This window comes from Sorangium sp. So ce1153, assembly GCF_051521595.1.
GTDB lineage: Bacteria > Myxococcota_A > Polyangia > Polyangiales > Polyangiaceae > Sorangium.
In genome coordinates this window covers 8,842,551-8,866,130 of record NZ_CP150361.1, presented here as the reverse complement: position 1 = coordinate 8,866,130, position 23,580 = coordinate 8,842,551, and the positions used below count along the sequence as shown (strand labels likewise).

The window sequence follows — 23,580 nt, the reverse complement described above, 5'->3', positions numbered from 1 at the left end:
TTACCATGCGCGGCGTGAGCCCGTGCGGAGGGCGCTGGAGGCGCTGATCATGGAACGGCAAGGCGCCGCGCCGTTCGCCCTGCGGCGCGCGATCTTCGCCGCCGCCGCGAGGACCTCCCGCGCCGGCGTCCTCGTCGCGCTCGGCCTCACCGCCGGGTGCAGCGCCGCCCCGGAGCGCGCTCCGCGCCCGGCCGCGCCGGCGGCCGCTGCGCCTCTCGATCCTCCGCCGCTCGCTCCGGCGCGCTACGTCCTCACCGAGGGCATCGGGGTCCTCTTCGACGCCGCCGGTCCCGGCGAGGGCTCGCCCGCGCCCCGGCCGGAGCCCGCGCTCTACGAGGGGCTCCGCGTGCGCCTCGACGGCGGCGTCGTGCTCGCCGCCGCGCCCGCTTCCGAGCCGCTCCGCGGCTTCAGGTCCATCCCGGCGCGCCTCGGCGGCGGCTTCGTCCTGTGGTCCGAGGGCCGCGTCTACCGCGCCAGCGACTTCCTCGGCGCGCTCGCGCCGGTCGCCGACGTCGGCGCCCCGGGCGGCGCGCGGCCGTACCTCGACGCGATCCTCCTGCGCACCGACCGCGGTCTCCTCGAGATCGACCCGGCCACGCTCTCCCTCCGCCGCCACGGCGCCGTGGGTGTAGCTGACGCCGTGGCGCTCGACGCCCGCCGCGCGGCGCGCCTCGACCTGCTCGGCCGCGCCTCGGTCACGCTCGACGGGGGCGCCACCTGGACCGACGTGCTCGAGACGCGCGGGCTCGCCACGACGCTCCTCCAGGAGCGCGGCGACGCGATCGCGCTCCTCGGCCCGTCGGGCAGCCCCGCCCTCCACCTGACCGCCTCCGGCCTCGCGCCCGCGGAGCCCGCGCCGCCGCGCGACGGGCCGAGCCCCTCGCTCCACCTCCCGCCGGCGCCTGACCCGCTGCGCGACGCCGCCTCGAGCCGCGCGCTCGCCCCGGACGCCGTCGCGCTGGCCGCGGCGACCGGCGCGCTCCTCCGCGGCGGCAGGCTGCTCGTCGCGCGCGACGGCGGCCTCGCCCTCCTCGCCGCCGCGACCGCCCGGCCCATCGCCGAGGCGGAGATCGCGAGCCTCGACCCGCGCTACGCGCGCTGCCAGCCGTTCCGCGCGGGCGAGGACGTCCTGCTCGCCTGCGCGCACGAGGCCGCCCACGTGCTGCGCCTCGAGGCGGCGCTCTCCGCGCCGCGGCTGGAGGCGACGTTCCCCGCCCGCAGCCGCGATCCCGATCCGCTCGCGACCTCGAGGGGGTCGTTCCTCGGCGACGACCGCGGCCGCCTCGCCTTCGCCGGCCGGTGCGGCAGCGCGCCGCCGGGGCTCCACGACTTCGCGGAGACGCCGGACGACGCCGCGCGCGCCATGTCGGAGCGAGGCGAGCGCTCGCCGTGGCCGCCCGCGCTGCCGCTGCCGCTGCCAGGCGAGCCGCGCTCCGGCGCGACGCGCGCCGAGCGCGGCGAGCCGCTCGAGGATCGCGCCGCGCGCGCGTGCGTGCGCGCCGGGGGCGGCCGCTGGGTCGAGCGCCGGCTCGAGGGCGACGACGCTCGCCGCCTCTACCGCTGGATCCCCGGCGAGCGCGGGGCCGTCACCGCGCTCGTGCTGGAGGCGCCGGGAGGTCCGCCGGCGCGGGCGCCGGATCCTGGGGGCGAAGCGCGGCGCGGTCGGCCTCCCGCCTCCCGCGAGCGCGACGCCGCCGTTCCCGAGGGCGTCCGCGTGATCCGCGTGCGCGAGCGCGACCCGGCGCTCGCCGGCGGCGCCTTCCCGGCGCTCGCCGATGACGCCGCCTCGCCGCGCCTCATCGACACCGACTTCTGGGAGGACGACGACGGCGCCGTGCGCGGCTGGCTCCACCTGCCCGAAGCGGGCGACGGCGCCTCGCCGGCCGACGAGGCGCTGCCCGGGGCGGAGGCGCTCGCCCCACCCACGCCCGCCGCGCCGCGGCTCTCGCGCCGCCGCGGCGGCCGCGTCGCCGGCGTGCGCATCGACGCGCGCGGCGGCGTCACGGTCTTTCCGCTCCCCGCCGGCGTCACGCAGGTCGTCGCCGGCGGGCGGTTCGCGCTCGCGGCCACCGGCGACGACCTGCCGGCCTTCTTCGAGTCGACCGACGGCGGCCGCTCGTGGCGCCCGGTGCAGGGCCCTCCCGCTCGCCTGATCGAGCCTCCGCTCGACGAGGGCACCCCCTTCTCCTGCTCTCCGATCGGCTGCGCGATGGGCGATCAAGGCCTCGTTCGCCTCGGCTGGGGCGGCCCTCCGCCGCCGCCGCGCGGCGCGCCGCCGCCCTACGCCCCCGCCGCCGCCCCCGCGGTCCGCGCCGCGCCCCCGCCGCTCGTCTCCTGCCGCCTCGACGACGACCTCTCGTCCTTCCCGCCGCCCCCGGCCACCCCTGCGCCGCGCGGCGAGCCCGCGGCGCCGCGCGGTCCCGCGGCAGCGCGGCTCCCTGGCGCCGCGCCCCCGGTCGTCACGCTCTGGACCGCCCCGTCGTCCCCCCTGGGCACGCTCCGCGATGGCGCCTTCATCGCCAGCGTGCTCCCGCCCTTCGCGATCGCCGCCCCGCGCCGCCTGTCGCTCCGCGATGGAGCGCTCGCCACCGCGTCAGGCGATGCCGTCCCGGTGCTGCTCGCCCCCGGCGCGAAGGCGCCCGCGGATCTGCTGCTGCTCTTCCGCGAGGGCGGGCCGCGCGGCGAGAGCGGGCCGCGCGGCCTCCGCGCGCGCGCCGGCGCCGCCCTGCCGGCGCTGCTGCCGTTCGACCATGCCGCCGCGATCGCCGCCGCGGCCGAGCTGCCGGGCGGCGACCTGCTCGCCTTCGACGCTGCCAGGCGGACCCTCCTCCTCGCCACGCCGCGGGCCACGCTCCCGATCGCCGGGCTCGCGCCGGTGCCCGACGTGGCGGGCGTCCGGCTCACCCTCGGCCGGCGGCTCGACGCGCCCGGCTTCGCGATCGTCGGCTACTCCGTGGTTTCAGGAGAGGTGATCGCCGGGCCGCTCGACGTGGCCCGCGGTCAGGTCGGCCCGCTCGAGCAGCTCGGCTCCCTCTCGTCGCTCGCCGAGATCGGCGCCGGTGGCTGCGGCGGCGTGCGGCCGTCGCACCGGTTCATCGCCGAGCTGCCCGCCACGCTGCGGGTGGCGTCGAGGAGCGGGACGCCGCTGTTCGACGAGGACGCCCCCGCGGCGGCGCTGCTCGCCGGCGGTGGCGGCGCGCTGTGCGTCGAGGCGATCGAGCTGCGCGCCCCGGCCGGGGGCTCGCCGGGCCTCACCGCGGTGTTCGGCCCCGGCGGGTCCGCCGCGCTCCGCGGCGGCGGCGCGCGGCTCCGCTGCGAGCTGCTGCCCGACCGGCCCTGAGCTCCCGGCGACCTGCCCTGGTCTCCCGGCGACCGGTCCTGGTCTCCCGGCGACCGGTCCTGGTCTCCCGGCGACCGGCCCTGGTCTCCCGTCGACCTGCCCTGGTCTCCCGGCGACCGGTCCTGGTCTCCCGTCGACCTGCCCTGGTCTCCCGGCGACCTGCCCTGGTCTCCCGTCGACCTGCCCTGGTCTCCCGGCGACCTGCCCTGGTCTCCCGTCGACCTGCCCTGAAGAAAGAGCCTTCCCGACCGGCCCAGGCGAGCGGCGTGTCCCCGGAGATTCCGCTCCGGCGGGGCTCTCGTGCTAGGGTCGCCCCCATGCCCGCCCTTCGATCCTTGGCCCTGCCGATCGCGGTGGCCGCGTCGATGCTCGGCCTGCTGACCGCGTGCTCCGAGCGGCCCACCAGCTTCCCCGACCGCGACGGCGTCATCGCCGCCCAGGCCGAGTGGTGTGCCGCGCTCGCCAAGCTCCAGCGCGCCGGCGCTTCCTGGGAGCACATGAACGCGTGCAAGGCCGCCTACCCGACTTCGTCGCCGACCTACCTCCGCGCGATGACGAGCTGCTTCTCGCGCCGGATGGAGGCCGCCACCGAGAGCTCGCCGGACCGGAGCCAGATCATCCTGGAGTGCAACGACGAGGTGGCCGTCAACATCAACCCGGACGACCCGGTGGCGGCGCCCGTCCTCGAGTCTCGCTGCGCGCGAATGCTCCGCTGCGAGCGCGTCCCCATCCCCACCTGCAAGGCCACGTACGGCAAGCTCGAGTCGGCCCAGCGCGCGATGTTCTCGACCATCTACAACGCCACCGGCCGCTACGAGATCATGGATTGCTTCGACAACGCGAGCTGCACGGACAACGAGGAGGCCGGCCGCCAGGCCTGTTACAAGCCCACCTCCGACGCGCTGCTCTGGTTCCCGGACTGACCTCGCCCCGCCCCCAGGCGCTGGCGCCCGTCAGCCCGCGCCGCCGCGCCGCCGCCTCGCCCCCTCGTACGCACCTCGTTTCCACGAAATCCCTGGTAGCGTGCTGCGCATGCGAACCGCCCGACCTCGAACCGGTCACCTGTCCCAGCTCGGCGCGCGGCGCCAGCGCGCCGAGCGATCTCACGCCCGCCCCGCCCACGCCGGCGCGGCGCGCCGCCTCGACGGCGGCCGCCGGCTCCTGCTCGCGCGCATCGTCGCCGCGCTCGCCCTGCTCGGGGCGTGGCTGCCCGCGAGCGCCGCGCACGCGGCCGGCACCGTCATCATCGCCGATCGCTCCCCCAAGGAGGAAAACGGCCGCTGGAAGCTCAAGATGACGATCAACTACGGAGGGGCGCCGCACCTCGCGCACATCCCGATGTTGTTCGCGTTCACGCCGACGGTGCACTACGAGCGCGCGCTCACCGATCAGTCGCCCGAGAAGCCGATCCTGAACAAGATCCCGCTCCAGAACCAGCAGGGGATCAACGAGAGCATGGACGTCGGCTTCTCCGACGGCAGCGGCAAGATCTTCGCGGTCACGAAGTTCGACTTCATCCTCCGGCGCGATCGCGGCTTCGAGGCCGGCGAGTACGACCTCGTCATCAAGCGCGCGAGCGACGGCGTGCAGATGGGCCAGAAGCAGAAGATCACCCTCCAGGGCGACAACGAGATCATCGATCGCCGCGCGATCGTGTTCAGCGGCGAGAAGAAAAAGAAGGACGACAAGGCGGACAAGGCAGACGCAGAGAAGAGCGACGAGCCCGCCAAGGAGGAGGAGGGCGAGCCCGCTTCCGACGCCGCGGACGCCGAGCCGTCCTCCGCGGAGCTCCCGCCCGACGAGGCGCCGCCTCCGGTGGAGCCGAAGCAGGGCGGCTGCGGCTGCCGTCTCGCGCCCGACGAGGCCGCGGCGCCCTTCGCCCTGCCGCTCGTCGCGCTGGGCGCGGCGGTCGCGCTCGCCCGAAGGCGCCGCGGGCGCCGCGACTAGCCGCGCCGTCTTCGACTGCGCCCCCGCGCACCGCGCCCCCGCGCGCCGCGCCGGAGCAGCGTGGGCGGACCCGTCGCGGCGAGACGGGCCCTCTGTGCTGGACGTTGCGCGCGGACTCGGTCGATGGCGGTCGCACCTCGCGATCGCCCTTGCGGGGACCACCCGAGCGCGCAGAGAATCCCCGCCGACGCCGCCTGCCCACGACTCCCTCGCGGGCCCGCCGTCCCAACCCAATCGATGAGCTCCCTAGTCCCCGCCCACCAGCACCCCCTGCTGTACGCGATCTTCGCGCGTGTCTGGCTCCACGAGCTCTCGCGCGCCGCCAAGGCGAAGGTGACGCTCGCCAGCGTGCCCGACGCGGCGCTCGACCGGCTCGCCGCGCTCGGCGTCGACTACGTGTACCTGATGGGCGTCTGGACGCTCGGCCAGGAGGGCCCGCGCCAGTCGCTGTCGCACCCCGACCTGCGCGCCGAGTACGACCGCGTGCTGCCGGACTGGACGGAGGCCGACGTCGTCGGCTCCCCGTTCGCCGTCGCGCGGTACGAGGTCAACCCCGCGTTCGGCGGCGACGCCGCGCTCGCGGACCTGCGCCGGCGGCTCGCGTCGCGCGGCATCGGGCTCATCCTCGACTTCGTCCCCAACCACGTCGCGCGCGATCACCACTGGGTGAAGGAGAAGCCGGAGTGCTTCGTCGTCGGCGACGACGGCGCCCCGCTCAGCGGGCGCGATCCCTACATCCCGCCCTGGCCCGACACGGCCCAGCTCGACTACCGCCTCGCGGCCACGCGCGCCGCCTCGACCGAGGCGCTCCGCAGCATCGCCTCGCGCTGCGACGGCGTCCGCTGCGACATGGCGATGCTGGTGCTCGATGACGTCTTCCGGCGCACGTGGTCCAAGCGGCCGCCCACCGAGCGCAAGGCCGAGGCCACCGGCGAGTTCTGGGCCGAGGCGATCGACGCCGTCCGCCGCGACCACCCGAGCTTCGTCTTCATCGGCGAGGCCTTCTGGGATCTCGAGTGGCGCCTCCAGATGCTCGGGTTCGATTACACCTTCGACAAGAGCCTTTACGATCGGCTGAGCCACGCCTCCGCGTCGTCGGTCCGCGGCCACCTCGCGGCGACGCCCGACTACCAGCGGCGGAGCGTCCGGTTCATCGAGCACCACGACGAGCCGCGCATCGCGGCCGTGCTCCCGCCCGACCGGCGTCGGGCCGCGGAGTTCATCGCGGCGACGGTGCCCGGCATGCGGTTCATCCACCACGGCCAGCTCGAGGGGCGCACGGTGCGCGCCTCGCTGCACCTCGCGCGCGCCCCCGAGGAGCCGGTCGACCAGGCCTGCCTCGCCTTCCACGAGCGGCTGCTCACGGCCGTGCGCCGCCCCATCCTGCGCACCGGGAGCTTCGCCACGCTCACCCCGCGCGGCCCTGGCGCCGACGCGTTCGTCGCCTACCGGTGGGAGCCGCTCCCCGCCTGCGGCGCGCCCCGCAGCGCGGCGCCGCTCGTGGCGGTGGTCAACTTCGCCCCGTCGCGCGGCGGGTGCCGCATCCCGCTCGACATCGCCGGCGTCGCTGGCCGCAAGGTCCTGCTCGTCGACCTCATGACCGGCAACGAGCACCCGCGCGACGGCGACGAGCTCGTCGATCTCTCGCGCGGCCTCGGCGTCGAGCTCCCCGCGTACGGCATCCACCTCTTCGAGATCCGGCGCTGAGGCGGGCGGCGCGCCCGTCTCGCCCCGCGCGCGGAGGTCGTCATGTCTGATCCCGGCGCGGGCGCGCCTTTCCGCCTCGTCACCATCCCGTTCAGCCACTTCTGCGAGAAGGCGCGGTGGGCGCTCGACCGCGCCGGCGTGCCGTACCGGGAGGAGGCGTACCTCCCGCTCGCCCACGCGCTCCCGTCGCGGCGCGCGGGCGGTCGCCGCTCCGTCCCGGTGTTCGTCTCGCGGGCGGGCGCGATCTGCGACTCGACCGACGTCCTGCGCTACGCCGACGCGTGCGTCCCGGCGGAGCACGCGCTCTTCCCCGGCGAGCCCGACGCGCGCCGCGCCGAGGTCGAGGCGCTCGAGGAGCGCTTCGACCGCGAGCTCGGCCCCGCGGTCCGCCGCATCGCCTACTTCCACCTCCTGCCCGACGAGGAGGCCATGTTCTCCGTGATGCGCGGGTCGCTCCGCGCGCTGGAGGGCGCCGGCGTGGCGCCGCCCTGGTGGTTCGGGCGCGGCACCTTCCGCGCCTACTTCCCTGTCGTGCGCGCGATCATGCGGCGCATGATGCGCGTCGACGCCGCCGGCGCCGAGCGCTCGCTGGGCAAGCTCCGCGCGGTCCTCGACGCGGTGAACGAGCGCCTGCGCGACGGGCGCCCGTTCCTGGTCGGCGACCGGTTCTCGGCGGCCGATCTCACGTTCGCCGCGCTCGCCGCGCCCCTGACCGCGCCCGAGCGCCACCCGGCGCCGTTCCCGCCGGCGGGCGAGCTGCCCGCCGGCATGCGTGATCTCATCGAGGCGCTCCGCGGCGAGCCCGCGGGCGCGTTCGTCCGGCGCCTGTACCGAGACCACCGACACCAGAAGGCCGGGCTCCACGCGGACGGGTGACGCGCGCGGCGGCGCGCGCTCGCGCCGGCGGCGCTCCCGCTCAGCCGCGCGCCGGCACGCGCGCGAGCAGGTCCCGCGCCGGCGGCGTTCGCGCTCAGCCGCGCGCCGGCACGCGCGCGAGCAGGTCCCGCACCGCCAGCCCTGCCTTCAGCGGATCGCGGCGCGCGCCGAGGTCCCGCGCCGGCGGCGTTCGCGCTCAGCCGCGCGCCGGCACGCGCGCGAGCAGGTCCCGCACCGCCAGCCCTGCCTTCAGCGGATCGCGGCGCGCGCCGAAGTGCCGCGCGTGGTCCCGGACCGCCGCGATCGCCGCCTCGGGGGCGAGGCCGTGGCGGGCGCGCAGCCACGCCGCCAGCACGATGCCCGCGCGGCCGTCGCCGGAGCCGCAGTGCACCACGATGGGCGTGCCGCCGGTCTCCGCGCGCCGGAGCGCGGCGAGCGCGCGCTCCAGGGCCTCGGCCGTGGGGAGCGCGCCCTCCTCGAGCGGCACGTGCGTCACGCGGAGGAACTCGCGCTGGTAGCGGCCGAGGAGCGGGATCCGGTGCAGCGCCAGCTCTCCCTCGTCGAGCAGGCAGAGCACCTCGCGCATGCCCTGCCGCGCCATGAAGCCGAGCCACGCCTCGACGGGCGCGTCGCTCGGATCGGGGCTCGCCCCCGAGCTCGGCGGCACGACGACGGAAGAGCGGATCCCGGAGGTCGCCCAGTTCGCCATCCCGAAGCCGGGGCGCTCCGCGCCGTGCACGACGCGATCGAGCGGCGACGCGGGCGCGAAGTTGAAGGGGGCCGGCGTCGCCTGCTCCTGCTCGCTCCGGTAGAAGAGCTCGAACGCCTCGACCGACGCCTCGAGCTCCGGGTCGTCGATCGAGCCGGGCCGCGCGCGCCGCACCTCGGCGACGGCCTCGGCCGCCGAGCGGCCCAGCGACACGAGGCGGCACGCGAGCACGACGCCGGTGCGCCCGACGCCGCCCTCGCCGTGGACGGCGATCGGCCGCGGCGCCCGGCCGAGGAACGCCACGGCGCGCATCAGGTCCACGGTCGGGATGCGCGTGAAGTCCGCGAGCGGGCAGTGCAGGTGGACGAGCGACCCGAGCGCGTGCGGCGGCGGCGCGCGCCGCGAGAGCGACACGACGCTGCGGAAGCCGAGCTCCGCGAGCTCCTCGAGCGCCCGCTCCGCGTGGGGGTAGGCCATGCCCGCGAGCTCGCCGGGGATCACGAACGAGAAATTCTCGAGCTCACTCATGGCCGCCGCCCGGCGCGCACACGGTCGCGGCTCGCGCCTCGTGGTCGGGCATCAGCCCGCACCGGACCTGATCGCCGCAGCTCGCCGCCACGAGGGGCGCCGCCGCGTCGCGGGGCGACGCGGGCGGGCGCCGCGCCGGGCTCCCGGGCCGCGCTCGTCGCTGCGTCGGCTGGCAAGCGAGGCGGCGGCCGGGGCGGCGGAGGCGGCGAGGCCGAGGACTGCTGGAGGTCGTGGGCCTGGGCGCGAGAGCATTCCTCATGGTGGGGGCGCATTGTAACGGCAGTTCACGGCCGCTTGGCAGCCGTGAGCGCGGCCGGTTCGTCCTGGTCGCGGGTAGGGCGCCGCCGGAGGCGGGCGCGCCGATCGCACGTCGCTCCTGGTTCCCTCGGCACGGTCCGGCGTGTATGAAGGTCCCGTGGTCCGCTATGCCTTCGCCAGGACGGCCATCCAGCGCCCGGTGCTGCTCGTCGCGCTCGGGCTCGGCTCGGCGTGCAGCGGCGCGGCGTCCCCGGCGGCGCCGCCCCCTGCTGGCCAGGAGGCGTCCGCCGCGCTGGCCACGCCTGCGGCGCTGGCCTCGCCCGCGGCGCCGCGGCCCCAGGCCGCCCCTCGGCCGGCGGCGCCCCCCGGCCCGGCCGAGGCGCAGGCCTTCCTGGCCGGCGTGGACCGGGACCTGCGCGCCCTGCGGCTCCAGTCGGCGCGCGCCGGGTGGGTCAACCAGACCTTCATCACGGACGACACCGACGCGCTCTCCGCCTCCGCCGAGGAGGCGAGCATGGAGTACCTCAACCGCACGATGAAGGCGGCGAGGCGCTTCGACGGGCTCGCGCTGCCTCCGGAGCTCGCGCGCCAGCTGACGCTCCTCAAGATCTCGACCTCCCTGCCGGCCCCGAGCGACCCGGCGGAGCGCGCCGAGCTCGCCGCGCTCTCGGTCGAGATGACGAGCCTGTACGGCAAGGGCAAGTACTGCCCGAAGGGCAAGCTCGGGCAGGCCGTGGCCGCGCGGGGCGCAGCGGCGGGCGGCGCGGCGGCCGCAGGAGGCGCGGCGGCGGGCGGCGGGGCGGCGCCGAAGTGCCTGGCGCTGAACGACCTCTCCGACGTCCTGAAGACCAGCCGCAAATGGGACGAGCTGCTCGAGGCGTGGTCGGGCTGGCACGCGATCGCGCCGCCGCTCCGGCCGAAGTTCGAGCGCTATGTGGCCCTCGGCAACAAGGGGGCCGCGGAGATCGGCTTCCCGGACGTCGGCGCGCTCTGGCGGGCCGGGTACGACATGTCCCCGGAGGCGTTCGAGGCCGAGACCGAGCGGCTCTGGGGCAAGCTGAAGCCGCTCTACGACGAGCTGCACTGCTATGTGCGCTCGAAGCTGCGCGGGATCTACGGCAAGGAGAGGATCGGCGACAAGGCCCCGATCCCGGCCCACCTGCTCGGCAACATGTGGGCTCAGGAGTGGTCGAACGTCTACGCGCTCATGGAGCCGTACAAGGGCCAGCCGTCGCTCGACGTGACGCGGAAGATCAAGGCGAAGAAGCTCGACGAGAAGCAGATGGTCTCGCTCGGCGAGCGGTTCTTCACCTCGCTCGGGTTCGACCCGCTGCCGGCGACGTTCTGGGAGCGGTCGCTGCTCAAGAAGCCTGTCGATCACGAGGCCGTCTGCCACGCGAGCGCCTGGGACATCGGCGATCGGGACGATCTCCGCATCAAGATGTGCGTCGAGCCGACCGAGGAGGATCTCATCACGATCCACCACGAGCTCGGGCACGTGTATTACTATCACCAGTACTACAAGCTCCCGATCCTGTTCCAGTCGGGCGCCAACGACGGCTTCCACGAGGGGATCGGGGACACGCTGGCCCTCTCCGTGACGCCGAGCTACCTGAAGACGCTGGGGCTCATCGACAGGGTGCCTGAGGACGAGAAGGGGCTCATCAACTTCCTCTTCAAGAAGGCGCTCGACAAGATCGCGTTCCTGCCGTTCGGCAAGCTCATCGATCAGTGGCGCTGGGACGTGTTCTCGGGCAAGACGAGCCCGGCCGACTACAACAAGGCGTGGTGGGCGCTGCGGCTCAAGTACCAGGGGGTCGCGCCGCCCGTGGCCCGCAGCGAGGCCGACTTCGACCCGGGGGCGAAGTTCCATGTCCCGGCGAACGTGCCGTACACGCGCTACTTCTTCGCGCACATCTATCAGTTCCAGTTCCACCGCGCGCTGTGCAGGGCGGCCGGGCACACGGGGCCGCTCCACACGTGCTCGATCTACGGCAGCAAGGCCGCGGGCGAGAAGCTGCGCGCCATGCTGTCGCTCGGCGCGAGCCGCCCATGGCAGGAGGCGATGCAGGCGATGACCGGCGAGAGCGAGACCGATCCAGGGGCGGTGCTGGAGTACTTCGAGCCGCTCCGGCGGTGGCTGAAGGAGCAGAACAAGGGTGAAGTCTGTGGGTGGTAATCGGGCGTAGGTGAGCTGTGCGCGTCTTCGTCGCTGTCGATCCGGGAGCCGAGCTCCTCGCCAAGGCCGGAGAGCTCCTTCGGGAGCTCTCGCCCCGGGCTCCGTCCGCCAAGTGGGTGGAGCCTGCCGGGCTGCATATCACGCTCGCCTTCATGGGCGAGATCGGAGAGGAGCGCCTGCCGCTCGTCATCGCGGCGGCGGGGAGCGTCGCCGCCTTCCACAGGCCGCTCACGCTGCGCATCGAGAAGGGCGGCGCGTTCGGCACGCGCCGCCGCCCGCGCGTGCTCTGGCTCGGCGTGGGCGGCGCGGTCGGCGCCCTCACCGCGATCCACCGCGACCTGGAGCAGACGCTCTCGATGTCGACGGGCTACGTGCCCGAGGACCGGCCGTTCGAGCCCCACCTCACCCTCGCCCGCTCGCGCGACCCGCGCGGCGACCCGGCGCTCGACGCGTGCGCCCAGGCGATCGGCAACGTGGATTTCGGCGAGACGCGGGTCGAGGAGATCATCGTCTACCAGAGCGAGATGACCCCGAAGGGCGCGCGCTACACGGCGCTCGCGCGCGTCCCGCTCGAGGGCATCGGCAACCCGGAGCCGGGGCGCTGAGCGCCGGCCCGTGAGCGGGCGGGCGCCCTCCCGCGCGCCTCAGCGCCGGCGCGGCTCGGGCGCAGGGATGAGCCCGAGCCGCACCGCCTCCTTGTAGGCGAACGAGCGGCTCACCCCGAGCAGCCGGCCGGCCATCGCGGCGTTGCCGCCGGCCGCCCGGAAGGCGCGCGCGAACGCCTCGCGCCGGGCGCGCTCCAGCGCCTCGACCAGCGGCTCCACCGGCGCCCCTGGCGGCGCGCCCGCGGGCCACGGCCGCTCTCCGGGGAGCTCCCCCGCGGGCCACGGCCGCTCTCCGGGGAGCTCCCCCGCGGGCCACGGCCGCTCTCCGGGGAGCGCGATCCGCGGCGAGCGCGGCGCGCCTGAACGGGCCAGCGCGCCGTGCTGGTCGGCGTCGCCGGCGTCGTCGACGTCCTCGCGGCGGAGGACGAGCGTCCTGCCGGCGGCGCCGGTGCCCTCGGCCATCCTCCGGCGCAGCACGGCGCGCTCCACGGCGTTCTTGAGCTCGCGGACGTTGCCCGGCCAGCCGGCCTCGGTGAGCGCGCGCAGGGCCGGCTCGGCGAAGTCCACCCGCGCGGCGCCGAGCTCGGCCGCGATCTCCGCGGCGAAGCGCTCGCAGAGCGCCGGGATGTCCTCGCGCCGCTCGCGCAAGGGGGGCACGCAGATCGGGTAGACCCAGAGCCGGTGGAAGAGATCGGCGCGGAAGCGCCCCTCGGCGACCTCCCGCCGCAGATCGCGGTTCGTCGCCGCGACGACCCGCGCCTCGACGCGGCGCGCCCGGTCCTCGCCCACGGGCTGGATCTCGCCTTCCTGCAGCGCGCGCAGGAGCTGCGCCTGCGCCGCCAGCGGGAGCTCGCCGATCTCGTCGAGGAAGATCGTCCCGCCGTGGGCCGCCTCGAACCTGCCCGCGCGCGCCGCCGTCGCGCCGGTGAAGGCGCCCTTGCGGTGGCCGAAGAGCTCCGACTCGACGAGCTGCGCCGGTATCGCGGCGCAGTTGACGATGACGAGCGCCCGGCTCGCCCGGGGCGATCGCTCGTGCAGCGCGCGGGCGACGAGCTCCTTCCCCACGCCCGTCTCGCCCGTGACGAGCACCGGCACGGAGAGGGGGGCGAGCACCTCGATCTCGCGCTCGATGCGCCGCATCGCGGCCGAGCGGCCGGGCAGCGCTCCGCCGGACGCGGGGCCGGCCGCGCGGCCGGCCCCCACGGCGAGGGCGGGGCCGGGGCCGACGTCGAGCCGCAGCGCGCCGGCGCAGAGCCCGGCGAACACGCGCGCGTCGTCGTCGCGCAGGCCGCGGAGGCCGTGGGGATCGCAGGCGTCCAGCGTGAGCAGCCCGGCGAGGCGGCCCTGCACGCGGAGCGGGACGGCCATGCAGGCGTGGATCGGGTGGATCTCGCCGGCGCTGCCGAGCAGCCAGCCGCTGTACGGGTCGGGCTCGCTCGGGTCGAGGAACCGGATCGGCCCGGCGGCCAGGGTCGCCCGGCGGAGCCTCGGGTGCTCCGCGGGGTCGAAGCTGAGCCCCAGGGCGGCCGGCGACAGCCCGATCTGCGCGGCGACGCCCACCGACCCGTCCTCCGCGGCCGTGAGCACCGACAGCGCGTCCGCCGCCGTCGCGTGCGCGAGCGCGCGCAGGATCCGCTGCAGCGCCTCGTCGCGGGCGGGCGCTTCGGACAGGCTGAGCACGGCGTCGAGCAGGGTCACGCGGGTTCCTCGGACAGACGGGGGCGACGGCGGTTTCCTGTCGGAAACCACGGCAGGAAACACCGTGGGGTCGGGCGGGGCAAGCGCCCAGGCGGGGGCGGCGCGCGGTCGGGGGCGCCCGAGCGGCCGCGCTCGGCAGCGGGCCCGGTTTCCCCGAGGAGACCGTCGCGGGTCGCCTGGCGCGCTGATCCGGCGGGATCGGCGCGATCCACAGGCGAGGCGCGCCTGGCACGGCCCGTGCAAACCCCGTGCAAACGCCGAACGCCGAACGCCGAACGCCACGAGTCGACGGGCGACGACGACGGCGCGAGCTGACGTGAACGACGTCAGCTCACGTGAGCTGACCGCGACGTGGCGGTCGAGGACGACGCGCGCGCAGCGCAGCGCCCGCTGGGAGGTAGATCATGGGATTGAACGTTGGCTTGCTGCGGGAGAGCTTCGAGCTCGTGCTCGAGAGGGAGCCCAACCTCACGCACCGTTTCTATGGGATCCTGTTCTCGCGATACCCGCAGGTGAGGCCGCTCTTCGGGCGCAACAGCGGGGAGCACCAGGAGAAGATGCTCGCGGAGGCGCTCGTCGCGGTCATCGACCGGCTGGAGGACGCGTCCTGGCTCGAGGAGAAGCTCATGGCGATGGGGGCCAAGCACGTCGACTACGGCGTCACGGACGAGATGTACCCCTGGGTCGCCGACGCGCTGATCTCCGCCATGGCCGAGGTCGCCGGCGCGGACTGGTCCCCGGCGCACCGGCAGGCCTGGTCGGACGCGCTCGGCGCGATCGCCTCGCTCATGCAGCGCGGGGCGAGGGAGCACGGCGCCGGTCGGCCCGACGCGGCGCGCGCCGCGGGCCAAGCCGCCGGCGGCGTCACTCCCCCATCGCCTTGACGACCACGCGCTTGCGCCGCTTGCCGTCGAACTCCGCGTAGAAGATCTGCTGCCAGGGCCCGAGATCGAGCTTGCCCGCGGTGATGGGCACGATCACCTGGTGGTGCACGAGGATCGATTTGAGGTGGGCGTCGCCGTTGTCCTCGCCGGTCCGGTGGTGGTTGTAATCGGGCCCCTCGGGCGCGAGCTGCTGGAGCCACGCCCAGATGTCCTCCCAGAGGCCGGGCTCGTGGTCGTTCACGAACACGCCGGCCGTGATGTGCATGGCGCTCACGAGGACCATGCCCTCCTGGATGCCGCTCGCGGCGACGACGGCGGCGACGCGGTCGGTGACGTTGATGAGCTCGCGCTTGGCCTTCGTCTCGAAGTAGAAATACTCGGTCTTCGACTTCATCGCTCCTCCCGCGCGCGGCCACGGGGCGTGGCGCGCCATCGACATCCGCACGCGCGCCGAGGCCGCCTGTCGCCGCGGGCGCGCGCCGGTTCCGGGGCTCGCATAGCCCACCTTCCGGCCCGGCGCGAACCGCGTGCGGGCCCGGCGCCCCGGGGCTACGATGATCGCCGTGAAGGCCGCGCGGCGACGGTTGATCCTCGACATCGTGGCCGCCGACGCGACGTTCGAGCGCACCGAGATCCGCGGCGAGGCGGCGTGGGTGGGCAAGTGCATCCACTGCCTGTCGCACGTCGTCGTCGGCCTCGACGGCGAGCCGATCCAGCGCGCGACGATAGAGCACATCGTCCCGCGCGTGCACGGCGGCACGGACGCGCTCGACAACCTGGCGCTCGCGTGCGGCCGGTGCAACGCGCTGAAGGGCATGCGGCTCGACGTGCGGCGCCGCGACGACCCGAAGCTCGTCGCGGTCATCGAGCGGCTCAGGGAGCGCAAGGCGAGCCGCCGGCGCGGCGCCGCGACGTAGCCCCCCCGCGTCGCGGCGGCGGGGACGCGCGCCGCTCACCGCGCCGTCCTCGTCGCGTCAGGGGTAGAGCCGCTCGACGCGCCAGCCGTCGCCGTCGCGGTGGTAGACCACGCGGTCGTGCAGCCGGCTCTCCTGGCCGCGCCAGAGCTCGATGCGGTCCGGCACCACCCGGTAGCCGCCCCAGAACTCCGGCCGCGGCACGGGACGGCCGTCGAAGCGGGCCTCGATCTCGCGCACGCGCTCGATGAGCCGCTCGCGCGAGGGCAGCGGCGCGCTCTGCCGCGACGCCCACGCGCCGATCTGGCTGCCCCGCGGGCGGGTCGCGAAGTAGGCGTCCGACTCCGCCTCGGTGACCCGCTCGACGCGGCCCTCCACGCGGATCTGCTCGGCCGCCTTCGCCCAGTGGATGCACAGCGCGGCGAACGGGTTCGCCTCGAGCTCCGCCGCCTTGCGGCTGCCGTAGTTGGTGAAGAACACGAACCCGCGATCGTCGATGCCCTTCAGCAGCACCATCCGCGCCGAGGGGCGCCCGGACGCGTCCGCCGTGGCCAGCGTCATGGCGGTCGCGTCGGTCGGTTCAGTGGTTTGCCGCTGCTCGAGGAGCTCGCGCGCGAGGACGAAGGGATCGGTCGGCTCGGTGGTCATGGCGCAATCGCGGCATGCATATACAAGCAGGGCGCGCCGCTGGCGAACCCGAACGCCTCGTTTCGCCATGCAAGTGCTGGTGTCGCGGCGGCGCGGCGCGCGCGCTCGCCGCCGCGCGCCGGTCGGCAGGGCGCCCTCGCGCGCCCGCGCGCCCGCCGACCGACGCGGCTCCGAGCAGGCGCCGAGGGCAGCGCGGGAGCGCCCATTTCCGGGAAGGCTCGCGTTGTGGCCCACTCCCTGGTTTGATACTAGCGAGGACCCAGAGCGAGGGCGTGCATGGTCGTACCGGTCAGCGTGGGGGACGTCCTCGCGGAGAAATACGAGGTCGAGCGCGTCCTCGGAGAGGGCGGGATGGGCGTGGTCGTCGCCGCCCGCCATCTCCTGCTCGGCGAGCGGGTGGCCATCAAGTTCCTGCTGCCGCAGGCCCGCGAGCGCGCGGACCTCGTGGCGCGCTTCCTGCGCGAGGGGCAGGCCGCGGCGCGCATCCGGAGCGAGCACGTGACGCGCGTGTACGACGTCGGCACGCTCGCCCGGGGCGAGCCCTACCTCGTGATGGAGTACCTCGAGGGCACCGACCTGAAGGCCCTCCTGCGCAACCGCGGCCCGCTGCCGGTCGAGCTCGCCTGCGATTACCTGCTCCAGGCGTGCGAGGCGCTGGCTGAGGCGCACGCGCTCGGCATCATCCATCGGGACCTGAAGCCGGGCAACCTGTTCCTGAGCCAGCGGGCCGATGGCAGCCCGCTCATCAAGGTCATCGATTTCGGCATCTCAAAGATGGCCCTCGCGGCGGAGCCGGCGGCGCGCAAGGAGCGCGACATGACCGAGAGCTCGGCGATGCTGGGCTCGCCGCTCTACATGGCGCCCGAGCAGATGGTCTCGTCGAAGAGCGTCGACGCGCGCGCCGACGTCTGGTCGATGGGCGCCATCCTCTACCAGCTGCTCACGGGCGCCACCCCCTTCCATGGCGACTCCGTGATGGAGATCTACGACCGCATCCTGGAGGGGCCGCCGCGGGCCAGCGCCCTGCGCGTCGACGTGCCGGAGCGGCTCGAGTGGGTGGTGCAGCGCTGCCTCCAGAAGACCCCTGCCGATCGCTTCGGCAACATCGCCGAGCTCGCCGCCGAGCTCGCGCAGTTCGCTCCGCCGCACGCGCAGCACCTGGCCGAGCGCGCTGCGCGCGTGCTGCGGGTCCGCCCCGGCTCGCTCGCCGAGGGGGGCGGCGAGCTCGCGTCGCCGCGGCGCCCGCTGTCCACGTCGCCCGGGCCTCCCGGCGCGACGCCGGCGTCCGGCGGCAACTCCAGCGCGCGCGGCGCGGCAGCGGCCACGTGGGGCGCCCCCACCGAGGTCCTGACGGACGGCGCGGCGACGGATCGCTCGTGGGGCGGCACGCGCGCCTCGTCGGGCCAGCGCCGCGCCGGGGCGCGCGCCCTCGGGATCGTGGCGGCCATCGCCGCGGCGCTCCTCGGCGCCGCGGGGCTCGCGTGGTTCGCGCTCCGCCGCCCCGCGCCGGACGCGGCGTCCGGGGACGCGGCGGCGCCCTCGTCCTCGCTGGAGACGGCGCCCCGCGGCGAGCCTTCGCCGGAGGAGGATCACACGGCCGGCAAGCTCCCCGAGCGCCCCGGCGACGACGCCGCGCCGCAGGCGAGCGCGAGCGCGACGGTGCAGCCGGCGGCGAGCGCGACGGTGCAGCCGGCGGCGAGCGCGACGGTGCAGCCGGCGGCGAGCGGGCCCGCGGCGCCGCGGCCCGCCCCGTCCGTGAGGGGTACGCGGCCGCCGGGGCGGCCCTCGCCGCCGCCCCGGCCCACGTCGACCGCGCCCCAGGACTTCTTTTCCGATCCTCGATGAGATCACCTGAGCCCAGGAGAGGTCCCGCCTTGCGTTGCCATCGTCGTCCGTCGAGCATCAATCCGGGGGCCGGCCAGGTCGCGGCGGCCGGGGGCGCGCGCCGCCGGGCGCTCGCGGTCCTGTCGACGCTCGCCGCGCTCGCCGCCCTCGCGCCTGCCGCGCGCGCCGCCGAGCCCACGAGGGAGGAGCGCGCCGCCGCGGTCGCGCTGTTCGACGAGGGGCGCGCCCTGATGGTCGCGGGCAAGCACGCCGAGGCCTGCCCGAAGCTCGCGGAGAGCCACGCGATCGATCCGGGCATCGGCACCCTCTTCAACCTCTCCGACTGCTACGAGCGCATCGGCAGGACCGCGACGGCCTGGATCGGCTTCCGCGACGTCGCGGCCGCCGCGCTGTCGGCGGGGCAGACGGAGCGCGAGCGGGTGGCGCGCGCCCGTGCCGTCGCGATCGAGCCGCGGCTCTCGCGCCTGCAGATCGTGGTGCCGCCGGAGGCGGCGATCGCCGGGATGGAGCTCACGCGGGACGGCGTCCCCGTGGGGCGCGCGCTCTGGGGGACGGCGGTCCCGCTCGACCCGGGCGAGCATCGGGTCGCCGCCGCGGCGCCCGGACACAGGCCCTGGGAGGCGAAGGTCGCGCTCGACAAGCCGGGCGTGGTGAGCGTCACCGTGCCGGCGCTCGAGCGCGCGCCCGTGTCGAGCTCCGGCGCGGGCGCCGCGCCGAAGGCGGCCGCCGCGCCGCCGCCGGTGGAGCCGCCCGCGGCCGACACGCCCCGGTCGCAGGGCGGGAGCATCCGCAAGCCGATCGGCATCATCGGGGTCGGGCTCGGCGTGGTCGGCATCGGCGTCAGCACGGCGCTCGGCTTCATGGCCAAATCGACCTTCGACGAGGCCACGGAGGGCGGTCATTGCGACGAGGCGGGCAACTGCGTCGATCAGACGGGCCTCGATCTGCGCGATGACGCGGTCAGGACAGGCAACATCGGGACGGCGGTGTTCATCGCCGGGGCGGTCCTCGCCGCCGGCGGGGCGATCCTCTGGATCACGGCCCCCTCCGCGCCTCCGGCCGGGGCGGCGTCCGCGCGCGGGCGCGGGCTGGCCGGCGGCGCGCCCTGGAGCGCGCGCGTCGGGCTCGGCCCCGGGAGCGTGTGGATCGAGGGCAAGCTCTGAGCGGCGCCCCGTCGCCGCGCCGGCTCCAGGAGACGACTCGGCCTCATCCCGCGATCTCGCCTGCGGTCGCGTCCGTCCGGCCGAATCGCGGACGGCGTACGACGTCGCTCAGGGCGAGATCCATTCTCCAGCGCGCCGGAGAGCCGATGTCGCCGGCTCTCCCTGGCGCGAGATCGTTCGCTGCGTGAGGCGCGGGGCCGCTCGCCGCCCCCTACCGAGCGCCCGGTGGATGTGCTTGGCTTGGCCCGCTCATTCAGGAGGAGCCTCATGAAGAATGTATTGACGGTGCTCGTGGCGCTCGGCGCCGTGTGTCTCTTCGGCTGCGAGAACAAGCCCCAGCAGGTGACGCCCGAGCCGCCGAAGCCCGCGACGACGGCCGAGGCCGCGACGCCGGCGCCCAAGGCCGAGCCCGCGAAGCCCGCGCCGGCCGGGACCGCCAAGCCGGCGAGCACCGGCGGCTGGTGATCCGCGCGGCGGCCTCGCCCGCCGCCCTGCCTCCTCGACGCATGGACGCGGTGCGCCTCGCGCTTGCGCTCTCGCTCGGCCTCGCCGCCCTGGCCTGCGACGGCCGCCCCCCATCGCCGGCCCCCGCCGGCGGCGGCGCGCCGGATCCCCTCGAGCCGCTGCGGCAGTTCGAGGCGTCCCGCCGGGCCGCGGCCGATTTCTCCCGCCTGCCGAGCTCCGACCGCCTGCTCGGGCCCGACCCGATCGCGCTCCGCCCCGTGGATCCGCTGGGCCGCCCCGCCGCGCCGGGCGCGCCCGCGCTGCTCTCGCCGCTCCGCGGCCGCGACGCGCTCGTCCTGCTCGACGCGTCGCTGCGCGAGCTCTCCCGCGCCCCCGCGCCCGCCTCGCCGACGGGCGTCGCGGTGCTGCCCTCCGGCGAGGTCGTCGCGAGCGGCGAGGCGTCGCCCGCGCTCTTCCGCTACGCCGTCCGCGGCGCCTCGCTCGAGCCCGTGGGGCGCATCGAGCTCGCGGGGCTCCACGGCGTCCGCGACCTCGCGGCCGGCCCCGAGGGCGTCCTCTATGCGCTCGACGAGCGCGCCGGCGCGCTCCTCACGCTCCGCCCCGGCCGCGCGGGCGCGGACGGGCGCCTCGAGGTCGAGCGCTGGGACGAGCCGGTCGGCGCCGGCCCGTTCCGTGTCGTGCGCCTCGCGCGGCACCTGATCATCGACTGCCTCCTCGATCACACGCTGGTCGTGCTTCCGGTCGGCGCGGACGGCCGCCCGCTGCCAGGCGGCGCGGCGCGGATCCGCCACGACGGCCCGATCTGGAGCTTCGACGCGCTCGAGACGGCCGGTGCCGGAGGCGGGCTCCTGCTCGCCGCGGGCGGGGTCGAGGATCGCCCGCTCGACCGGACCGGCGGCTCGTTCGGCTACATCGACTCGTTCGTCTTCCTCTACCGCGTCGCCGCGGGCGCCCGGCCCGAGGTGACGCGGCTCTCGGCCGTGAACGTCTCGGAGCTCGGCGTCCTCACCCCGAAGGCGATCTCGCTCTCGACGCTCCCGGGCGCGGCCGGCGCGCGCGTGATCGCGACCGGCTACGGCGGCGATCGCCAGGCCGAGCTCCTCTTCCGCGCCACGGCGGCTGGCCTCCCGGCCGCGCCGGAGGTCTCGACCCGCCCGCTATCTCCTGGCGTCGCCGCGATGGCCGTCCTCGATGGCGGCGCGGTCGCCTACGCGAACCCCCTGCTCGACGCGTGGCTGCTCGACGCGGGCGGCGCGGTCGTGAAGAGGCCGGTCCAGGACGACGGCGAGGACGCCCGATCGGAGGAGCTCCGCCTCGGGGAGGCGCTCTTCTTCACGTCGCTGATGGCGCCCTGGAACAGGACCGACGGGCCGCTCAGCCGGTTCACGTGCGAGACGTGCCACTTCGAGGGCTATGTCGACGGCCGCACGCACCACACGGGCCGCGGCGACGTGCGCGCCACGACGAAGCCGCTGCTCGGCCTGTTCAACAACCGCCCCCACTTCTCCCGCGCCCTCGACCCGGATCTCACCTCGGTCGCGGACAACGAGTTCCGCGTCGCCGGCGCGCTGAGCGGTCACGACCCGTGGTTCGCCCTCTCGAGCGAGGGCGCGCCCTGGCTGGCCGACCTCGGGCTCTTCGGCGCCGATCGCGCCGATCTGCCGCCCGAGGCGCTCCGCCGCGCGCTCATGAGCTTTCTGATGGCGTTCTCGCACCGCAGGAACCCCGCCGTCCTCGGCCGCGCGCGCTTCACGCCGCTGGAGCGCGACGGCGCCCGGGTGTTCCAGGACCGCTGCGCGCGCTGCCACGCGCCCGTGCTCCGCAGCGACGACCCCGGCTCCGCGGTGCCTTTCGAGCGCTGGGAGGAGCTCGTGCTCGCGCCCGAAGGCCCGATCGTGTGGGGCAGGGCCGGCTACGAGAAGACCGGCGTCGTGCCGTATGTGCACGAGGACGGCGCGCGGGTGCCATCGCTCCGGCGGCTCTACAAGAAGCGGCCTTATTTCACGAACGGCTCGGCCAGGACGCTGCGGGACGTGCTCGAGCGGGCGCGCTTCGCCGCGCCGGGCAGCGAGCGCGCGACCGGCGCGCCGGGCAGCGAGCGCGCGACCGGCGCGCCAGCCGCTTTTTTTCACGACGGCGCGCCCGCGGGCGAGGGCCTCGCCGCGCTGGATCCCGGCGCGATCGAGGCGCTCCTCGCCTTTCTCGACCTGCTCTGATCCCGGTCCGCCGCGGACCACCGGCGCCGAGGTTGCTCGCGCGGATCCCGCAGCATCGCCGGGCGATCCGCGGTAAATAGGTGCCATGCGACTTCACCCCACGTTCCCCCGCCCGTCGGCGTCGGCCGTCGACAAGGCGCGCCGGCTCCTCGAGCGCGCGCTCGGCCCCTCGAAGGTCATCACGTCGGCCGAGGGCTGCGCCGCCTACGCGGGGGACGAGTCGGATCAGCCGCCGGTGAGCCCGGATGCGGTCGTGCTCGCTTCCTCGGCCGCCGACATCGAGAAGGCCGTGCGGGCGGCGAGCGAGGCGGAGGTGCCGGTCGTGCCGCGCGCGGCCGGCAGCGGCAAATCGGGCGGCGCCGTCCCCGTGGGGGGCGGGATCGTCATCGCCACGATCGGCATGAACTCCATCAAGGAGATCAGCCGCGAGGAGCAGGTAGCGGTCGTCGAGCCGGGCGTCATCCTCGCCGACCTGCACGCGGCGGTCGAGGCCGAGGGCCTCTTCTACCCGCCCGATCCGAACTCGCTGAAGATGTGCGCGCTCGGCGGCAACATCGCCGAGAACGCCGCCGGGCCGCGCGCCTTCAAGTACGGCGCCACGCGCGACTACGTGCTCGGGCTCGACGCGATCCTCATCGACGGCACGCGACTCCGCACCGGCCGGCGCACGGTCAAGGGCGTGACGGGCTACGACGTCACGGCGCTGCTCGTCGGCAGCGAGGGCACGCTGGCGATCACGACGGAGGCGACGCTCCGGCTCATCGCGAAGCCCCCGTCGGTCATGACCCTGCTCTGCCTCTTCCCGGACGTGCGCGCGAGCGGGCGCGCCGTGAGCGCCCTCGTCGCGGCGGGCGTCGTGCCGCGCTGCCTCGAGCTGCTGGACCGCTCGACGCTCGAGGCGGTCCGGGCGCGTGGCGTCGGGGTCGACGAGCGCGCGGGCGCGATGCTGATCATCGAGGTCGACGGCGAGCCCGCGGACTGCGAGGTCCAGACGGAGCGGGTGGGGCAGGTCTGCATGGACGCCGGGGCGCTCGACGTGCTCGTCGCGCAGGACAGGGCGCAGCGCGACCGGCTCTGGGAGGCGCGCCGCCAGCTCTCGCCGACGACGCGCGCGATGGCGCGCCACAAGATCTCGGAGGACGTCGTGGTCCCGCGCGACAAGATCCCGGCGCTGCTCGACGAGGTCGCGGAGATCTCGGCGGCGACCGGCGTCCGCATGCTGACGTACGGCCACGCCGGGGACGGCAACCTCCACGTCAACTTGCTGTGGAATGACCCCGACCTCGTCCCCCACGTTGAGACGGCGCTGTCGCGCCTGTTCCGCGCGGTGATCGGCATGCGCGGCACGCTGAGCGGCGAGCACGGCATCGGCACGTCGAAGGCCGAGTTCCTCGCGCTCGAGCAGTCCCCGGAGCTCATCGCGATCCAGAAGCGGATCAAGGCGGTGTTCGACCCGAAGGGCCTGCTCAACCCGCTCAAGATCTTCCCGCGGCGCGCGCTCGAGGCGGCCGAGCGCGGCGAGCGCGGCGGCGGGACCGAGCGCGCGCCGGGCTTCCCGACCCACGTCGCGGCGCCGTCGCACGGGGCGTGCTGAGCCG

General features: G+C 75.7%; 18 protein-coding genes. 14 read left to right on the top strand and 4 right to left on the bottom strand.

What is annotated here, in order from left to right:
* Positions 1–49 precede the first annotated feature (49 nt).
* From WME85_RS31885 to WME85_RS31865, 5 genes are all read left to right on the top strand, one after another.
* Positions 50–3,340 carry a hypothetical protein gene (locus WME85_RS31885; RefSeq protein WP_437826800.1) on the top strand — a complete coding sequence of 1,097 codons (3,291 nt, stop codon included), beginning with the start codon at positions 50–52 and terminating at the stop codon, positions 3,338–3,340.
* 317 nt (positions 3,341–3,657) lie between these two features.
* Positions 3,658–4,263, top strand: a complete 606-nt coding sequence (locus tag WME85_RS31880) for a hypothetical protein (RefSeq protein WP_437302782.1) — start codon at positions 3,658–3,660, stop codon at positions 4,261–4,263.
* A 109-nt stretch (positions 4,264–4,372) separates the two neighbouring features.
* The gene (locus WME85_RS31875; protein WP_437826798.1) at positions 4,373–5,287 is read left to right on the top strand and encodes an MYXO-CTERM sorting domain-containing protein; all 915 of its coding nucleotides are present in this window, start codon (positions 4,373–4,375) and stop codon (positions 5,285–5,287) included.
* 237 nt (positions 5,288–5,524) lie between these two features.
* On the top strand, positions 5,525–6,994 hold the full coding sequence (locus WME85_RS31870; protein WP_437826796.1) for an alpha-amylase family glycosyl hydrolase: 1,470 nt from the start codon (positions 5,525–5,527) through the stop codon (positions 6,992–6,994).
* 42 nt (positions 6,995–7,036) lie between these two features.
* A complete protein-coding gene (locus WME85_RS31865) occupies positions 7,037–7,870 on the top strand; it encodes a glutathione S-transferase family protein (protein ID WP_437826794.1) in 834 nt (277 codons plus the stop codon).
* A gap of 196 nt (positions 7,871–8,066) precedes the next feature.
* Here the strand turns inward: WME85_RS31865 and WME85_RS31860 are convergent, their stop codons facing one another.
* Positions 8,067–9,107, bottom strand: coding sequence for a phosphatase domain-containing protein (locus WME85_RS31860; protein WP_437826792.1), 1,041 nt, complete (start codon positions 9,105–9,107; stop codon positions 8,067–8,069).
* Positions 9,108–9,522: 415 nt separating this feature from the next.
* Between WME85_RS31860 and WME85_RS31855 the strand changes: the two genes are divergently transcribed.
* Both WME85_RS31855 and thpR read left to right on the top strand, forming a co-directional pair.
* Positions 9,523–11,544 carry a M2 family metallopeptidase gene (locus WME85_RS31855; protein ID WP_437826791.1) on the top strand — a complete coding sequence of 674 codons (2,022 nt, stop codon included), beginning with the start codon at positions 9,523–9,525 and terminating at the stop codon, positions 11,542–11,544.
* Between the two features lie 17 nt (positions 11,545–11,561).
* Positions 11,562–12,149 (top strand): RNA 2',3'-cyclic phosphodiesterase, encoded by a 588-nt coding sequence (thpR, locus tag WME85_RS31850; protein ID WP_437302776.1) that lies wholly within the window; start codon positions 11,562–11,564, stop codon positions 12,147–12,149.
* A 39-nt stretch (positions 12,150–12,188) separates the two neighbouring features.
* Here the strand turns inward: thpR and WME85_RS31845 are convergent, their stop codons facing one another.
* Entirely contained in the window at positions 12,189–13,847 is a 1,659-nt protein-coding gene (locus tag WME85_RS31845) for a sigma 54-interacting transcriptional regulator (protein ID WP_437826789.1), read from the bottom strand.
* 404 nt (positions 13,848–14,251) lie between these two features.
* On the opposite strand from WME85_RS31845, the gene WME85_RS31840 reads away from it, so the two are divergent.
* Positions 14,252–14,731 carry a globin domain-containing protein gene (locus WME85_RS31840; RefSeq protein ID WP_437826787.1) on the top strand — a complete coding sequence of 160 codons (480 nt, stop codon included), beginning with the start codon at positions 14,252–14,254 and terminating at the stop codon, positions 14,729–14,731.
* On the opposite strand, the gene WME85_RS31835 is transcribed toward WME85_RS31840, so the two are convergent.
* Positions 14,712–15,125 (bottom strand): secondary thiamine-phosphate synthase enzyme YjbQ, encoded by a 414-nt coding sequence (locus tag WME85_RS31835; protein ID WP_437826784.1) that lies wholly within the window; start codon positions 15,123–15,125, stop codon positions 14,712–14,714. The genes WME85_RS31840 and WME85_RS31835 overlap by 20 nt on opposite strands.
* Before the next feature lie 160 nt (positions 15,126–15,285).
* On the opposite strand from WME85_RS31835, the gene WME85_RS31830 reads away from it, so the two are divergent.
* On the top strand, positions 15,286–15,648 hold the full coding sequence (locus WME85_RS31830; protein ID WP_437826783.1) for an HNH endonuclease signature motif containing protein: 363 nt from the start codon (positions 15,286–15,288) through the stop codon (positions 15,646–15,648).
* A 57-nt stretch (positions 15,649–15,705) separates the two neighbouring features.
* Here the strand turns inward: WME85_RS31830 and pdxH are convergent, their stop codons facing one another.
* Positions 15,706–16,293 (bottom strand): pyridoxamine 5'-phosphate oxidase, encoded by a 588-nt coding sequence (gene pdxH, locus WME85_RS31825; protein ID WP_437826781.1) that lies wholly within the window; start codon positions 16,291–16,293, stop codon positions 15,706–15,708.
* A 276-nt stretch (positions 16,294–16,569) separates the two neighbouring features.
* On the opposite strand from pdxH, the gene WME85_RS31820 reads away from it, so the two are divergent.
* From WME85_RS31820 to WME85_RS31800, 5 genes are all read left to right on the top strand, one after another.
* Positions 16,570–18,138, top strand: coding sequence for a protein kinase domain-containing protein (locus WME85_RS31820; RefSeq protein WP_437826780.1), 1,569 nt, complete (start codon positions 16,570–16,572; stop codon positions 18,136–18,138).
* Between the two features lie 29 nt (positions 18,139–18,167).
* Positions 18,168–19,301, top strand: coding sequence for a hypothetical protein (locus WME85_RS31815; protein ID WP_437826778.1), 1,134 nt, complete (start codon positions 18,168–18,170; stop codon positions 19,299–19,301).
* A 267-nt stretch (positions 19,302–19,568) separates the two neighbouring features.
* Positions 19,569–19,766 (top strand): hypothetical protein, encoded by a 198-nt coding sequence (locus tag WME85_RS31810; protein ID WP_437826776.1) that lies wholly within the window; start codon positions 19,569–19,571, stop codon positions 19,764–19,766.
* A 41-nt stretch (positions 19,767–19,807) separates the two neighbouring features.
* Positions 19,808–21,982: a hypothetical protein gene (locus tag WME85_RS31805; protein ID WP_437842401.1), complete on the top strand. Its 2,175-nt coding sequence runs from the start codon at positions 19,808–19,810 to the stop codon at positions 21,980–21,982.
* Between the two features lie 85 nt (positions 21,983–22,067).
* Positions 22,068–23,576: an FAD-binding oxidoreductase gene (locus tag WME85_RS31800; protein ID WP_437826774.1), complete on the top strand. Its 1,509-nt coding sequence runs from the start codon at positions 22,068–22,070 to the stop codon at positions 23,574–23,576.
* Positions 23,577–23,580 lie beyond the last annotated feature (4 nt).

What these genes read in the sequence shown, in the direction of transcription:
- WME85_RS31880 (WP_437302782.1), top strand. Translation starts at nt 3,658, where the DNA reads ATGCCCGCCCTTCGATCCTTGGCCCTGCCGATCGCGGTGGCCGCGTCG.
- WME85_RS31875 (WP_437826798.1), top strand. Translation starts at nt 4,373, where the DNA reads ATGCGAACCGCCCGACCTCGAACCGGTCACCTGTCCCAGCTCGGCGCG.
- WME85_RS31840 (WP_437826787.1), top strand. Translation starts at nt 14,252, where the DNA reads ATGGGATTGAACGTTGGCTTGCTGCGGGAGAGCTTCGAGCTCGTGCTC.
- WME85_RS31810 (WP_437826776.1), top strand. Translation starts at nt 19,569, where the DNA reads ATGAAGAATGTATTGACGGTGCTCGTGGCGCTCGGCGCCGTGTGTCTC.
- pdxH (WP_437826781.1), bottom strand. Translation starts at nt 16,293, where the DNA reads ATGACCACCGAGCCGACCGATCCCTTCGTCCTCGCGCGCGAGCTCCTC.
- WME85_RS31800 (WP_437826774.1), top strand. Translation starts at nt 22,068, where the DNA reads ATGCGACTTCACCCCACGTTCCCCCGCCCGTCGGCGTCGGCCGTCGAC.
- WME85_RS31860 (WP_437826792.1), bottom strand. Translation starts at nt 9,107, where the DNA reads ATGAGTGAGCTCGAGAATTTCTCGTTCGTGATCCCCGGCGAGCTCGCG.
- WME85_RS31805 (WP_437842401.1), top strand. Translation starts at nt 19,808, where the DNA reads ATGGACGCGGTGCGCCTCGCGCTTGCGCTCTCGCTCGGCCTCGCCGCC.
- WME85_RS31835 (WP_437826784.1), bottom strand. Translation starts at nt 15,125, where the DNA reads ATGAAGTCGAAGACCGAGTATTTCTACTTCGAGACGAAGGCCAAGCGC.
- WME85_RS31820 (WP_437826780.1), top strand. Translation starts at nt 16,570, where the DNA reads ATGGTCGTACCGGTCAGCGTGGGGGACGTCCTCGCGGAGAAATACGAG.
- WME85_RS31830 (WP_437826783.1), top strand. Translation starts at nt 15,286, where the DNA reads ATGATCGCCGTGAAGGCCGCGCGGCGACGGTTGATCCTCGACATCGTG.
- WME85_RS31885 (WP_437826800.1), top strand. Translation starts at nt 50, where the DNA reads ATGGAACGGCAAGGCGCCGCGCCGTTCGCCCTGCGGCGCGCGATCTTC.
- WME85_RS31870 (WP_437826796.1), top strand. Translation starts at nt 5,525, where the DNA reads ATGAGCTCCCTAGTCCCCGCCCACCAGCACCCCCTGCTGTACGCGATC.
- WME85_RS31865 (WP_437826794.1), top strand. Translation starts at nt 7,037, where the DNA reads ATGTCTGATCCCGGCGCGGGCGCGCCTTTCCGCCTCGTCACCATCCCG.